The organism is Sphingomonas populi (assembly GCF_004208535.1).
GTDB lineage: Bacteria > Pseudomonadota > Alphaproteobacteria > Sphingomonadales > Sphingomonadaceae > Sphingomonas > Sphingomonas populi.
Map to the genome: position 1 here is coordinate 97,855 of NZ_SGIS01000007.1, position 12,893 is coordinate 110,747.

14 protein-coding genes are annotated in these 12,893 nt (G+C 67.6%); 9 read left to right on the forward strand and 5 right to left on the reverse strand.

Annotation, left to right across the window (positions count from 1 at the left end; genetic code table 11):
• Position 1: 1 nt before the first annotated feature.
• Together EWE75_RS06460 and panC are read right to left on the reverse strand one after the other, a co-directional pair.
• The gene (locus EWE75_RS06460; RefSeq protein ID WP_130155841.1) at positions 2 to 298 is read right to left on the reverse strand and encodes an SEL1-like repeat protein; all 297 of its coding nucleotides are present in this window, start codon (positions 296 to 298) and stop codon (positions 2 to 4) included.
• Positions 299 to 389: 91 nt separating this feature from the next.
• Entirely contained in the window at positions 390 to 1,241 is an 852-nt protein-coding gene (gene panC / locus EWE75_RS06465; RefSeq protein WP_130155842.1) for a pantoate--beta-alanine ligase, read from the reverse strand.
• A gap of 79 nt (positions 1,242 to 1,320) precedes the next feature.
• Between panC and EWE75_RS06470 the strand changes: the two genes are divergently transcribed.
• The 7 genes from EWE75_RS06470 to EWE75_RS06500 all read left to right on the forward strand — a co-directional run bounded on the left by EWE75_RS06470 (position 1,321) and on the right by EWE75_RS06500 (position 7,625).
• Positions 1,321 to 2,115, forward strand: a complete 795-nt coding sequence (locus tag EWE75_RS06470; RefSeq protein WP_130155843.1) for a division plane positioning ATPase MipZ — start codon at positions 1,321 to 1,323, stop codon at positions 2,113 to 2,115.
• Complete coding sequence (locus EWE75_RS06475) at positions 2,115 to 2,369, forward strand: J domain-containing protein (protein WP_130155844.1); 255 nt, start codon at positions 2,115 to 2,117, stop codon at positions 2,367 to 2,369. The genes EWE75_RS06470 and EWE75_RS06475 overlap by 1 nt, the downstream gene beginning before the upstream one ends.
• Positions 2,366 to 3,736 (forward strand): phosphoglucomutase/phosphomannomutase PgmG, encoded by a 1,371-nt coding sequence (gene pgmG, locus EWE75_RS06480; RefSeq protein ID WP_130155845.1) that lies wholly within the window; start codon positions 2,366 to 2,368, stop codon positions 3,734 to 3,736. The genes EWE75_RS06475 and pgmG overlap by 4 nt, the downstream gene beginning before the upstream one ends.
• A 64-nt stretch (positions 3,737 to 3,800) precedes the next feature.
• On the forward strand, positions 3,801 to 4,541 hold the full coding sequence (locus EWE75_RS06485) for an exonuclease domain-containing protein (protein WP_231708246.1): 741 nt from the start codon (positions 3,801 to 3,803) through the stop codon (positions 4,539 to 4,541).
• 143 nt (positions 4,542 to 4,684) lie between these two features.
• Positions 4,685 to 6,145, forward strand: coding sequence for a sensor histidine kinase (locus EWE75_RS06490; protein WP_345789372.1), 1,461 nt, complete (start codon positions 4,685 to 4,687; stop codon positions 6,143 to 6,145).
• Positions 6,142 to 6,585: a response regulator gene (locus EWE75_RS06495; protein WP_130155848.1), complete on the forward strand. Its 444-nt coding sequence runs from the start codon at positions 6,142 to 6,144 to the stop codon at positions 6,583 to 6,585. The genes EWE75_RS06490 and EWE75_RS06495 overlap by 4 nt, the downstream gene beginning before the upstream one ends.
• Positions 6,585 to 7,625, forward strand: coding sequence for a sensor histidine kinase (locus tag EWE75_RS06500; RefSeq protein WP_130155849.1), 1,041 nt, complete (start codon positions 6,585 to 6,587; stop codon positions 7,623 to 7,625). Before EWE75_RS06495 ends, EWE75_RS06500 begins: the two co-directional genes overlap by 1 nt.
• Positions 7,626 to 7,631: 6 nt before the next feature.
• Here EWE75_RS06500 and EWE75_RS06505 read toward each other — a convergent pair whose 3' ends face one another.
• Positions 7,632 to 8,528 carry a DMT family transporter gene (locus EWE75_RS06505; RefSeq protein WP_130155850.1) on the reverse strand — a complete coding sequence of 299 codons (897 nt, stop codon included), beginning with the start codon at positions 8,526 to 8,528 and terminating at the stop codon, positions 7,632 to 7,634.
• 118 nt (positions 8,529 to 8,646) lie between these two features.
• Between EWE75_RS06505 and EWE75_RS06510 the strand changes: the two genes are divergently transcribed.
• Complete coding sequence (locus EWE75_RS06510) at positions 8,647 to 9,846, forward strand: MFS transporter (protein ID WP_206364699.1); 1,200 nt, start codon at positions 8,647 to 8,649, stop codon at positions 9,844 to 9,846.
• Here EWE75_RS06510 and nhaA read toward each other — a convergent pair.
• Entirely contained in the window at positions 9,747 to 11,009 is a 1,263-nt protein-coding gene (gene nhaA, locus EWE75_RS06515; protein ID WP_206364700.1) for a Na+/H+ antiporter NhaA, read from the reverse strand. The genes EWE75_RS06510 and nhaA overlap by 100 nt on opposite strands.
• A gap of 61 nt (positions 11,010 to 11,070) precedes the next feature.
• Positions 11,071 to 12,249: a phospholipase D-like domain-containing protein gene (locus tag EWE75_RS06520; RefSeq protein ID WP_130155912.1), complete on the reverse strand. Its 1,179-nt coding sequence runs from the start codon at positions 12,247 to 12,249 to the stop codon at positions 11,071 to 11,073.
• A 179-nt stretch (positions 12,250 to 12,428) separates the two neighbouring features.
• Between EWE75_RS06520 and rpoZ the strand changes: the two genes are divergently transcribed.
• Positions 12,429 to 12,773 carry a DNA-directed RNA polymerase subunit omega gene (rpoZ, locus tag EWE75_RS06525; RefSeq protein ID WP_130155851.1) on the forward strand — a complete coding sequence of 115 codons (345 nt, stop codon included), beginning with the start codon at positions 12,429 to 12,431 and terminating at the stop codon, positions 12,771 to 12,773.
• Positions 12,774 to 12,893: the final 120 nt, after the last annotated feature.

The window sequence follows — 12,893 nt, forward strand, 5'->3', positions numbered from 1 at the left end:
CTCAGGCGGCGTGGCGGGCGCTCGTCGTCAGCCACGCCCGCGCGGCCCTTTGCGCGACCGCGATCTCGCGCGCGCTCATGTCCCGGGCGATCTCGCTGCGGCATGCCATCGCCGCTTCATTGCCGGCGATCGCGGCGAGGTTGAACCATTTGTGCGCTTCGACCAGATCGACGCCGATGCCGGCGGTGCCACTCGAATAGACCATGCCGAGTTCGTACAGCGCGGTCGCATCGCCGCTGGCGGCATCCGCGATGCGACTATCGAGGAAGAATTGCGCACTCTTCAGGCTGCTGCCCATCGTCCTTCACCCCTCTTTTGGTTCTGGGGGCCAGTATCGCGCGGCATCCCTGAAAAAAGGGTTAAGGGCGATTAAGCATGAATCGCAGCGGTCAGGCGCTCACCTGCATCTCCACCGCGACATTGTCGATCAGGCGGGTGGCGCCGAGCCGAGCGGCGGCGAGCAGCCGGAGCGGCCGGCCGGATTCGGGATGTTCGGTGAGCGTCTCGGCATCGACCAGCGCGACATAGTCGATCACGAAACCCGCCGCGCTCAGCATGTCGTGTGCGCCCGCCATCGCGGTGGCGACTTCGCCACCCCGCCCGATCTCGCGCGCCGCGACCCCGAGCGCGCGTGGCAACGCGACCGCGCGGGCACGCTCGGCCTCGTCGAGGTAGATGTTGCGCGACGACAGCGCTAGACCGTCATCCTCGCGCTGGGTGGGCACGCCGATGATCTCGATGCCGAAATCGAGATCGGCGACGAGGCGGCGGATCACCGCGAGCTGCTGGAAATCCTTCTCGCCGAACAGTGCGACATCGGGACGGACCTGGTTGAACAGCTTGCTGACGACGGTCGCGACACCATCGAAATGGCCCGGCCGCGCCGCACCGTCGAGGCCGTCGCTCACCCCGGAGACCGAGATGTTGGTGGCGAAACCCTGCGGATACATCTCCTCGACAGCGGGTGCCCACAGCACGTCGCAGCCCGCCCGGGTGAGCATCTGCGAATCGGTGGCCTCACGACGGGGATAGCGCGTGAGGTCTTCGCCCGCACCGAACTGGCGGGGATTGACGAAGATCGACGCGACGATCCGCCGCCCCGGCCGCTTCGCCGCCTCGATCAGCGCGATATGGCCGGCGTGAAGCGCGCCCATCGTCGGCACCAGCGCGACCGACTCCCCGGCGGCGCGGAAGGCGGCGATGGCTTCGCGCAGCGTGGCGATCTGACGGATGGTTTGCACGGGCGTCTAGCCTCCGGTAAGAATGGCTGGGCCTTCTATGGGCGGTAGCCCGAACGGGCAATAAGAGGAATTTGAGACATTGCCGGGTGACGGGAAAAAGCCGCACATCATCGTGTTCGCCAACGAAAAGGGCGGCACGGGAAAATCGACCACAGCCGTCCATGTCGCCATCGCTCTGGCGATGAAGGGCGGTCGCGTCGCCGCGTTCGATCTCGACCACCGGCAACGCACGGTGGGTCGCTATCTCGACAATCGCGCGGTGACGGCGAAGCGCACCGGGCGCGAGCTCGTCACGCCGCGCCACGCCACGCATGACGGCAAAACCGACGCCAGGTTCGAGGAGCTGTTCGCATCGCTGTCCGAGGATAGCGACTTCCTCGTCATCGACACGCCGGGCCGCGACGATCCGTTCGCGCGACTGGCGGCGCAGCGCGCCGACACGCTGGTGACGCCGATGAACGACAGTTTCGTCGATTTCGATCTGATCGGTCAGGTCGATCCCGATACCTACAAGGTGACTCGGCCGAGCTTCTACGCCGAACTGATCTGGGAGGCGCGCAAGGTGCGTGCCCGCACCGACGGCGCGACGATCGACTGGGTGGTGTTGCGCAACCGCGTCCAGCATATCGAGGCGCGCAACATGCGCCGTGTATCGGAGGCGCTCGACCAGCTTTCCAAGCGCGTCGGCTTCCGCATCATTCCCGGCCTCGGCGAACGCGTGATCTACCGTGAGCTGTTCCCCAAGGGGCTGACGATGCTCGATTCGGGCGAGTTCGGCGAGATGGGCCTCAGCCATGTCGCCGCGCGGCAGGAGTTGCGCGAGATGATGAACGCTCTGTCGCTGCCCGATCCCGCCGTGCCGCAGTTCGCCTGATGGCGAAGTTCCTGCTCCTGGCCGCCTTGCTCACGGCCGGATGGTATTTTTTCCTGCGTCGTCCGGCGACGAAACCGCCGATCGACGAGCAGGAGGCGCGCGCGATCCTCGGGGTGAGCGCCTCGGCGGATGCCGACACGATCCGCGCCGCGCACCGTCGCCTCGTGTCCGCCGTTCATCCCGACCGCGACGGCGGCTCGCCTGAGCTGGCGCGGCGGATCAACGCGGCGCGCGACCTGCTGCTCAAGCGGTGACGCACGCTTTCGATCCGATGATCCTGCGCGAATATGATGTGCGCGGGGTGGTCGGGGCGACGCTGCACGACAGCGACGCTTTTGCGATCGGACGCGGCTTCGCGACGTGCGTGCGCCGGGCGGGCGGCGCACGCATCGCGGTCGGCTATGACGGGCGGCTGTCCTCGCCCGCGCTGGAGGCGGCGCTGGTCGCGGGGCTGACCGCGAGCGGGGTCGATGTCGTGCGGATCGGCCTCGGCCCGACGCCGATGCTCTATTATGCCGAAGCGCATCTCGGCGTGGATGGCGGCATCCAGATCACCGGCAGCCACAATCCGGCCGATCAAAACGGCTTCAAATTCGTGTTGCAGCACGCGCCGTTCTTCGGCGCCGAGCTTCAGCAGCTCGCGGCCTTGGCGGAGGCAGGCGACTGGAGCGAGGGCGCGGGCACGGTAACCGACGCCGATGTGCTCGACGCCTATGTCGATCGGCTGATGGTGGGCTACACCGGCGGCGCGTATCGGATCGGCTGGGATACCGGCAACGGCGCGTCCGGCCCGGTGATCGAGCGGCTGGTAAAGCGCCTGCCGGGCGAGCATCACCTGCTGTTCACGGCAGTCGATGGCACCTTCCCCAACCATCATCCCGATCCGTCCGAAGCGGAGAACCTCGCTGATCTCACGGCGTTGGTGGTGCGCGAACGGCTCGATTTCGGCTTCGCCTTCGATGGCGACGGCGACCGGATCGGCGCGATCGACGCTCAGGGCCGCGTGCTGGCGGGCGATCAGATCCTCGCGGTGCTGGCCGAGCCGGTGCTGCACGACCTGCCCGGCGCGACCATCATCGGCGACGTCAAGATGAGCGGCGCGCTGTTCGACCGCATCCGCGCGCTCGGCGGCGTGCCGCTGATGTGGAAGACCGGGCACAGCCACATGAAGGCCAAGCTTGCTGAAACCGGCGCGCCGCTCGCCGGCGAAATGACCGGCCATGTCTTCTTCGGTCACGATTTCTACGGCGTCGATGACGCGCATTTCGCCGCCGTGCGGCTGATCGACGCGGTCCACCGCGGCGACCACACTCTCGCCGAATTGCGCGATGCGATGCCGGCGATGGTCAACACCCCGGAACTGCGCTTTCCCGTCGATGACGCGCGCAAGTTCGCCGTGGTCGAGGAAGTGCTCGCCCGCCTAACCACCGAAGGCGCGACGGTAAACCGCATCGACGGCGCGCGTGTCGATACGGCGGACGGCTGGTGGCTGCTGCGCGCATCGAACACGCAAAGCGCGCTGGTCGCGCGGGCCGAGGCGCGCGATCAGGCCGGTCTCGACCGGCTGCTCGCCCAGATCGACACGCAGCTCGCCGCGAGCGGAATCGCGCGACCGCGCTAGGGGTCTGGCTTTTCCGCGCCCGAGCCGCCACCTAGGCGGCATGCCCCCACCCCCGCCCCCACCCATGATCCGCGTCGTCGATCTGGAAACGACCGGCCCTGCCCCGCCCGCGCACGGCGTCTGCGAGATCGGCTGGCAGGATGTCGCGCAAGGCCCGGATGGCCGCTGGGAGCTGGTCGGCGAGGGCGGCGCGCGGCTGGTCAATCCCGGCCGGTCGATGCCGCCGATCACGCAGGCGATCCACCATATCCTCGACGAGCAGGTCGCAGATGCGCCGATGTGGCACGATGTCGCGCGCCAGGCGCTCGATCCGTGGCCGCGCCGGCTCGCGCTCGCCGCGCACCGCGCCGATTTCGAGCAGCAATTCTGCACCCCCGCGCTCACCCGCAGCGCCGAATGGATCTGCACCTGGAAATGCGCGATGCGGCTCTGGCCCGACGCGCCGAGCTTCTCGAACCAGGTGCTGCGTTACTGGCGCAAGCCGGAGGGCATCGAACACGAACGCGGCCTGCCCGCGCACCGCGCCTTCCCCGATGCCTATGTGACCGCGTTCCACCTGCGCGACATGATCAATCTGGTCGGCGTCGAGCAACTGCTCGAATGGTCGCGCCTGCCCGGCCTGCTGCCACGCGTGCGCTTCGGCCCCGATCGCGGCAAGGAATGGCATGAGATCGAGGACGATTCGCTGACCAAGTTCCTCGGCGATCGCGATATCGACGTGCGCTTCACTGCCGAGACCGAACTGGCACGGCGGCAGGGCGGCGGCTTCGTCGGACGCCAGACGTTGCAGGACCGGCTGCTGTAAGTGCTTGATATGTTGATCCACATCAAGGTCCGGCGGCTGGCGTTTTACGCTGCCGCCCTCTACCACCCAGCACGATGATCCGGCGGGCGATACGAGTATTCGGCGAAAGCGAAGGTGCGATCGGTCGCCTGCTGATTGCCTGTATGGGTATCGGTTTCGCCGCGCTGCTCGCCGCCGGGATCGGCGCGGTATCGACGACGATGCGCAATCAGGCGCATACCGACATGGTCAACCATACCTACACGGTCAAACTCGCGATTGCCCACACGCAGACGCTGATCGAACAGGGTGAGACGGCCCGGCGCGGCTATCTGCTGACCGGCGACCCCGATTACCGGCATAATTACGCCGTGGCGGCAGGCCAGACCGGGCCTGAAATCGCGCGGATCGCGCGCCTCACCGCCGACAATCCCGCGCAGCGCCAGAATCTTGCGGCGTTGCGCCCCTATCTGCGCGCGCTCCTGGCGCAACGCGCGCAAACCAATGCGCAGGTCGCGCAAGGCGCTCGCGCCACCGCGCTCGACAGCTTCGTGCATGAAAAAGGCGCGCGGCGCATGTACCATATCCGCCGGGTGCTGGCAGCGATGAGCGAAGAGGAATCGCGCCTGCTCGCCATGCGTGACACCGAACAGCGCAACACGGTGAGCGCCTTTTACGGCCTGCTTGCGGGTGCGGGCGTGCTGCTCGTCATCGTCGCGCTGCTCTCGATCACGACGGTGCAACGCTACACGCGCGACCTTGCTGAATCGCGCGACACGCTGCGCGATTTCGCCGATTCGCTGGAGGATCTCGTCGCCGAGCGGACCACCGAACTGACTCGCGCCAACGAGGAGGTGCAGCGCTTCGCCTATATCGTCAGCCACGATCTGCGCTCGCCGCTGGTCAACGTGATGGGCTTCACGGCAGAGCTGGAAGCGGCAACGGTGACGATTTCCGCGCTGATCGACCGCGCCGAGCAGGACGCGCCCGAGATCCTGACCGAAGACGTGCGACTGGCGGCGCGCGAGGATCTGCCCGAGGCGATCGGCTTCATCCGCACCTCGACGCAGAAGATGGACCGGCTCATCAACGCGATCCTCAAACTGTCACGCCAGGGCCGCCGCGTGATTACGCCCGAGCCGCTCGACACGGCCGCGCTGGCGGCGACGATCCGCGCGAGTTTGCAGCATCTGCTCGACGATCGCGGCGCGGTGCTGGAGATCGCGGAGCCGATGGTGCCGATCACCAGCGACCGGCTCGCGCTCGAACAGATTTTCTCCAACCTGATCGAGAACGCAGTCAAGTATCTCGATCCCAAGCGCCCTGGCCGGATCATCGTGCGCAGCCGTCGCGAGGGCGCGCGCGCGATCTTCGAGATCGAAGACAATGGCCGCGGCATCGCGCCGGCCGATCACACCCGCATTTTCGACCTGTTCCGGCGCTCCGGGCAGCAGGACCAGCCCGGCGAGGGGATCGGCCTCGCGCATGTTCGCGCCTTGGCGTACCGGCTTGGCGGGACTATCGACGTGGCATCGGAGTTGGGCCGCGGCTCGACCTTCCGCATCAACCTGCCCGTCGCCTATGTCGAAGCCCTGACCACTCGAACCGAGCGAGATCCCGCATGAACGACCACCGTTCCGTCAGCATCGTGATGATCGAGGACGATGAGGGCCATGCGCGCCTGATCGAGAAGAACATCCGTCGCGCGGGCATCCTCAACGGCATCACCCATTTCACCGACGGCACGAGCGCGCTCGACTATCTGTTCAACCATGCCGATGGCCCGGCGCGCAACGGCCCGGCGCTGGTGCTGCTCGATCTCAACCTGCCCGACATGAGCGGGACCGACATCCTCGCCAAGATCAAGAGCACACCTGCGCTCAAGCGCACGCCGGTGGTGGTGCTCACCACCACCGACGACAAGGTCGAGATCCAGCGCTGCTACGATCTCGGCTGCAACGTCTATATCACCAAGCCGGTGAATTATGAGAGCTTCGCGCAGGCGATCCGCCAGCTCGGCCTGTTCCTGTCGGTAATCCAGGTGCCGGAGATCGAAGGCGACTGATGACCGACACGCCGCCTACCTATGTGCTCTACATCGACGACGATGCCGGTCTGCGCCGGCTCGCCTCGCGCTCGCTCGCGCGGCACGGATTCGTCGTCACGGTGGCGGAAGGCGGTGCCGAGGGCGTGGCGCTGGCGAAGGCGCAACGGTTCGATCTAATAGCCGTCGATCATTACATGCCCGGCATGGATGGGCTGGAGACGCTCGCGCATCTGACCGCGCTGCCCGATGCGCCGCCGGTGGTGTACGTCACCGGCTCCGAGGAGGGTCGCATCGCGGTCGCCGCGCTCAAAGCCGGCGCAGCGGACTATGTGGTGAAGTCGGTCGGCGCCGATTTCTTCGATCTGCTCGCCTCAGCCTTCGCGCAGGTGCTCGAACGCGCCAAGCTGGAGCGCGACAAGCACGCCGCCGAGCAGATGCTGCGTGCCAGCAACGCGCGGCTCGAAGCGCTGCTGCGCGAGGTCAATCACCGCGTCGCCAACAGCCTGCAGATCGTCTCGGCGATGGTGCGGATGCAATCGACCGCGCTCGCCGACGAAAGCGCGCGCGCCGCGCTGGAGGATACGCAGCGCCGCATCACCGCGATCGCGCAGGTGCATCGCCGGCTCTACACCACCAACGATGTCGAGCAGGTCGATATGCGCGAATATCTGCGCGCGCTGGTCGACGAACTCGGTGAGACCTGGTCGAGCGACGTCGAGCCGCGCACGCTCAGCCTGTCCGCCGAACCGATCCGGCTGGCGACCGACCGCGCGGTGTCGCTCGGCGTGATCGTCACCGAACTGGTCAGCAATGCGTGCAAATATGCCTATCCGCTCAAGGCCGGCGAAGTGCGGATCGCGCTGTCGCAGATCGATGGCGACCGGTTTCAGCTCGCCGTCGAGGATGATGGCATCGGCATGGACGTCGCCGCGCCCGCGCGCGGCACCGGCGTCGGCACCAAATTGATCCGCGCAATGGCGCAGAGCCTGCATACGATCGTGGAATATGACGTCGGGCACAGCGGCGTGCGCGCGACGCTGCGGGCCGCGTTAGGTTAGCTTCGATCAGTCGGTCGAGAGCCCGTGTGCCGCGTCCGCCAGCCGGTCGTTGGCGGGGCGCTCACCGAGCACGGTGACGATGCTGCCGGCGATGATCATCGCACCGCCGATGAGGATCGTGGCGCCCGCCGGATCGCCGAAGAAGCCGATGCCGAGGACCGAGCCGACCAGCGGCTCGATGTTGATGAACACCCCCGCCGCCGCGCTGCCGACCCGCGTTGCGCCGACGTTCCACGCCACCGTCGCGAGAAAGGTCGAGAGCAGCCCCTGCCCGACGATCCCGGCCCACGCCACCGACGACATGTGCAGCGGCGGCGCGCCATGCATCAGCAGCGCGACCGGCAACACCGTAATCGCGGCGATGACGACGGTGACGGCCGGCACCGCCATCGCGCTCGCGGTCTTTGGCGCGCGGCGGAGCGCGAGCAGCCAGCCGAGGAAGATCAGCAGGGCGATCAACGACAAAGCGATGCCGAGCGGCGTGCCCGATCCGTCGGGTTTGCCGGCGATCAGCGCGGCGCCGGCGGTCGCGGCGATCACGCCGATCCACGACGCCCGGCTCACCCGCTCGCGCAGGACAAAGGCCGTGACCGCGATCAGCGCCGGCATCGCCCCGACCAGCAGCGCGGCGAGCGTGACCGTGACGTGCGCCAACCCCTCGAACTGAACCACGAACGCGACACCGTAGCAGATGCCCGCGATGACGACGGGCGCGGAGCGGAACAGCGCGCGTGCCTCACGCGATGCGAGCGCGAACGGCAATGAGACCAATGCGGCGACGGCGAAGCGCAGCAGCACCATATGCGCCGGCGCCATCTCGTGCATTGCGATCTTGCCGAGCGGAAAGCCGAGCCCCCAGAAGATGCCGGCGAGGGCGAGAAACAGGAAGGGCAGCATCCTCATCCCCGTCGCACAGGATCGGCGCCGATGCCACTGTCGCCGAGCGGCGATTGCGTGATCGGGTGTAACGCTTGCGCCGCGCGCGGTTGACGCTGCAGCGCAGCATAGCCACCTCAACGCCATGAACGCCCCTGCCCAGTTCGCCCCGGTCACCACCGATCGCCCCGCCGCGCCTGTCGCGCTGGTCCATTTCGCACTGGCGATGGGCGGGTTCGCGATCGGCACCACCGAATTCGCCACGATGAGCCTGGTGCCCTATTTCGCCAAAGGCCTCGGCATCGACGAGCCGACCGCTGGCCATGTCATCAGCGCCTATGCGCTCGGTGTCGTGGTCGGGGCGCCACTGCTGGCGGTGGCGGCGGCGAAACTGTCGCGGCGCACCTTGCTGATTTTGTTGATGACCGCGTTCGCGCTGTTCAACGGGCTGAGCGCGCTCGCGCCGACCTATCACTGGATGCTGCTGTTCCGCTTCCTGAGCGGGCTGCCGCACGGCGCCTATTTCGGCATCGCCGCTTTGGTCGCGGCATCACTGGTGCCGACCAACCAGCGGTCGCAGGCGGTCGGGCGGGTGATGCTCGGGCTGACCGTCGCGACGATCCTCGGCGTGCCGCTCGCCAATTGGCTGGGGCAGGCGGTGGGCTGGCGCTGGGGGTTCGGCGTGGTCGCGGTACTCGCGCTACTGACGGTGCTGCTCGTCGCGCTGTTCGCGCCGCGCGACAAACCGGAGCCGGGGGTGAGTCCGCTCACCGAACTCTCCGCGCTCGCCAACAAGCGCGTGTGGCTGACGCTCGGCATCGGCGCGATCGGCTTCGGCGGCATGTTCTGCGTGTACACCTATCTGGCCTCGACCCTGTTCGACGTCACCCGCGTTTCGGCGGCGATGCTGCCGGTCGTGCTGGCGATCTTCGGCGTCGGCCTGACATTGGGCAACATCGTCGCGCCGCGCTTCGCCGACAAGGCGCTGATGCCGACCGGGGCGGCGTTGCTGGTTGGCAGCGTGGTGAGCCTCGCGCTGTATCCGCTCGCCGCGTTGCATTTCTGGTCGATCTGCCTCGATGTGTTCGCGATCGGCTTTACCGGCGCGCTCGGCACGGTGTTGCAGACGCGGCTGATGGACGTGGCCGGCAAGGCGCAGGCGCTCGCCGCCGCGCTCAACCATTCGGCGTTCAATACCGCCAATGCGCTCGGCCCGTTGCTCGGCGGCATCGCGATTGCGGCGGGCTACGGCTGGACCTCGACCGGCTGGGTCGGCGCGTTGCTCGCAGCCGGCGGCCTGGCCGTGCTCGGCGTGGCGGTGCTCGACGATCGCAGGACCGCGTAACCTGCCACCGCCGACAGCAGCGAGCCGAGCAGCACACCGACCTTCACCTCGTCCTGCAACGCCTCGGCGCCCGGAAAGGCGAGGCCACCGATGAACAGGCTCATCGTGAAGCCGATCCCGGCGAGCAGCGCGACACCGTAAAGCTGCCGCCAGCTCGCGCCCTTGGGCCGATCGGCGAAGCCGAACCGGCGGGCGAGCGCGACCCCGCCGAGAATGCCGGCCTGCTTGCCGAGGAACAGCCCGAGCGTGACGGCGATCACCAGCGGCGCGCGCAACACATCCGCTGGCAGCCCGCCCAGCGCGATGCCGGCGTTGGCGAAGGCGAACAGCGGAACGATCCCGAACGCAACCCACGGCGACAGCGCATGTTCGAGCCGGTGAAGTGGCGAATCCTGCGCGTCGGGCGCGCCCGGCGAGCGCGTGATCGGGATCAACGCGGCCGCCAGCACCCCCGCCACGGTCGCGTGAACGCCCGACAGCAGCACCAGCCACCACACCGCCACGAAAGCGATCAGATACGGCGCGAGGCGCTTGACCCCATGCCGGTTGAGCGCGGCCATCACCAGCAGCATGCCCGCCGCACCCGCCAGCGCGACCCAGTCGATCCCCTGCGTATAGGCGACGGCGATGATCGCCACCGCGCCCATGTCATCGACGATCGCGACCGTCGTCAGGAACAGCTTGAGCGACGGCGGCACGCGCTTGCCGAGCAAGGCCATCACGCCGATCGCGAAGGCGATGTCGGTCGCCGCCGGGATCGCCCAGCCGGGGCGGAGCGCCGCATCGCCGCGCGTCACGGCGAGGAACACCAACGCGGGCACCACCATCCCCGCCGCCGCCGCGATCACCGGCAGCCGGCGGCGCGCCGGGCTGCACAATTGCCCGTCGATCAGTTCGCGTTTGATCTCCAGCCCGACGTAGAGGAAGAACAGCGCCATCAGCGCATCGTTGATCCACAGATGCACCGTCATCGGCCCGATCGCGGGCGCCAGCACCGGGCCGGTGCGCAGATGGAGCAGATGGAAATACCCCTCGCCGAGCGGGGAATTCGCGATCACCAGCGCGAGCGCCGCCGCCGCCATCAGCACGATGCCGCCCGCCGCCTCGGTCCGCAGGAAATCGCGCAGTGCGGATCGCGCCTTCTTCGTGATCGACTTTACCATGCCCGAACCTAACCGATCGACGGCGGGGCCGAAACCGAAACCGGTTCGCCGCACCGGCGCGCTATCGCCGCTCCGGGCCGAAATTGAGCCGGCGCGTGACGTTATAGTCGAGCACGGTCATCACGAAGAACGCCGCCGCCTGCTTGGTCCGAGTCCACAGGCCGCTGCGCGAGGCATACAGTTCGGGCGTGATCGCTTCCGAATCGGCAACCTCGCCATCGAAATACGCCCGGACGTGCGCGGCGAATCCGACATCCTCGATCCGCAGCATCATCTCGAGATTGAGGAACAGGCTGCGCACATCGTAATTGGCCGAGCCGATATAGACCACGTCGTCGATCACGAAGAGCTTGGTGTGCAATTTGGTCGGCTGGTATTCGTAGATTTCGACGCGCTTGCGCAGCAGCCCGGCATAGGTGAAGCGCGACGCCCAGATCGCCGCGCCATGATCGTTCTTCGACGCCAGCACGATCCGCACCCGTCCGCGCATGCCCGCCCGGTCGAGCCGCTTGAGCATACCGGGACTCGGCGCGAAATAGGCGGCGATCAGCCCGATCTCGCTGGCGTTCTCGATGTCGTGCTTGACCGCGCGCGCCCAGGGCGACAGCCGCCGCGTCGGCCCGCCGAACAGCCAGCGCACCGTGCCCTGCGGCTCGCTCCAGGTCTTGAGCGCGCGGCGCAGCGAGCGCAGCGGCGGCTTGGGCTGCTTCGCCCAGCGCGACAGCGAATCGAAATAGCCGGTAATGCGGTGCGCGGCATCGCCCTCGATCAACAGACCGAGATCGCGCCACGCCTGCTCGGCGGGGGTGCCGAAATAGCCGTCCTCGACGTTGAACCCGCCGATGATCGCGCGCGCGATGTCCGCCTGTTCGCCATCGGCAAGCGCAAGCTTCTGATGGTTACGCAGCAGATAGCGCCGCCCCCAACGCGGCACGAACCGACACACGGTCACACCGGCGTCGCGCATCGGATCGAAGAAATGATGCTGCTCGGCATGTTCGCTGCCGAGACCATCGACGATCAGCGAGACGCGCACGCCGCGCGTCGCGGCGCGGATCAGCGCGGCGCGGACGGCCTCACCGGCGCGATCATCGACATAGATGTAATAGAGCATGCGGAGCGTCGCCTGCGCGCCATCGATCAGCGCGACGAGCGTTTCGAGCCGCTCCGGCCCGTTGACGAGCATCCGCAACCGGTTGCCATCGACGGTGAAGACGGGCTGCTCGGCGGGACGGTCCATCACCGCCTCGTGACCATCCATCCGCGCGGACGCAAGCAAAGTGTCAGGTTTCACCCGCGCTCAACGCCGACGTGGCGCTACGGTTTCCCGGCGCGCCGGGCATTTTCTTGACTCCGCAGCGTGGCGGGCCTACAGCGCCGGGCTTATCCTTTCAGCATTATCCACGAAGGAAGCCATTCATGGCGCGCGTCACCGTCGAAGATTGCGTCGACAAGATTCCGAACCGGTTCGATCTGGTGTTGCTCGCCGCGCAGCGCGCACGGCAGATTTCTGGCGGCGCCGATCTGACCGTCGATCGCGATCGCGACAAGAACCCGGTCGTCGCACTTCGCGAGATCGCCGAGGAAACCGTCCGTCCCGATCATCTCGAAGAATCGGTCGTCTCGGGTCTCCAGAAGGTCCGGGTCGATGACGAGGACGCGCCCGATGAGGTCGGTTCGCTCGCCGCATCGGCCGAGGCGCTGCGCCTCACCGCCGCCGCGCCGCCGCGCAACCAGAATCTCGGCGCCGACTACGACGGCTGAGCCGATACATCCTCCCATTCGAAAAAGGGCGGCCGTTCGCGCGGTCGCCCTTTTTCGTGTCGCACGCCCGAAGCCTTTCACCTCGTAACCTCCGAACACCAGCTTGTTCGGCCCCGGTTA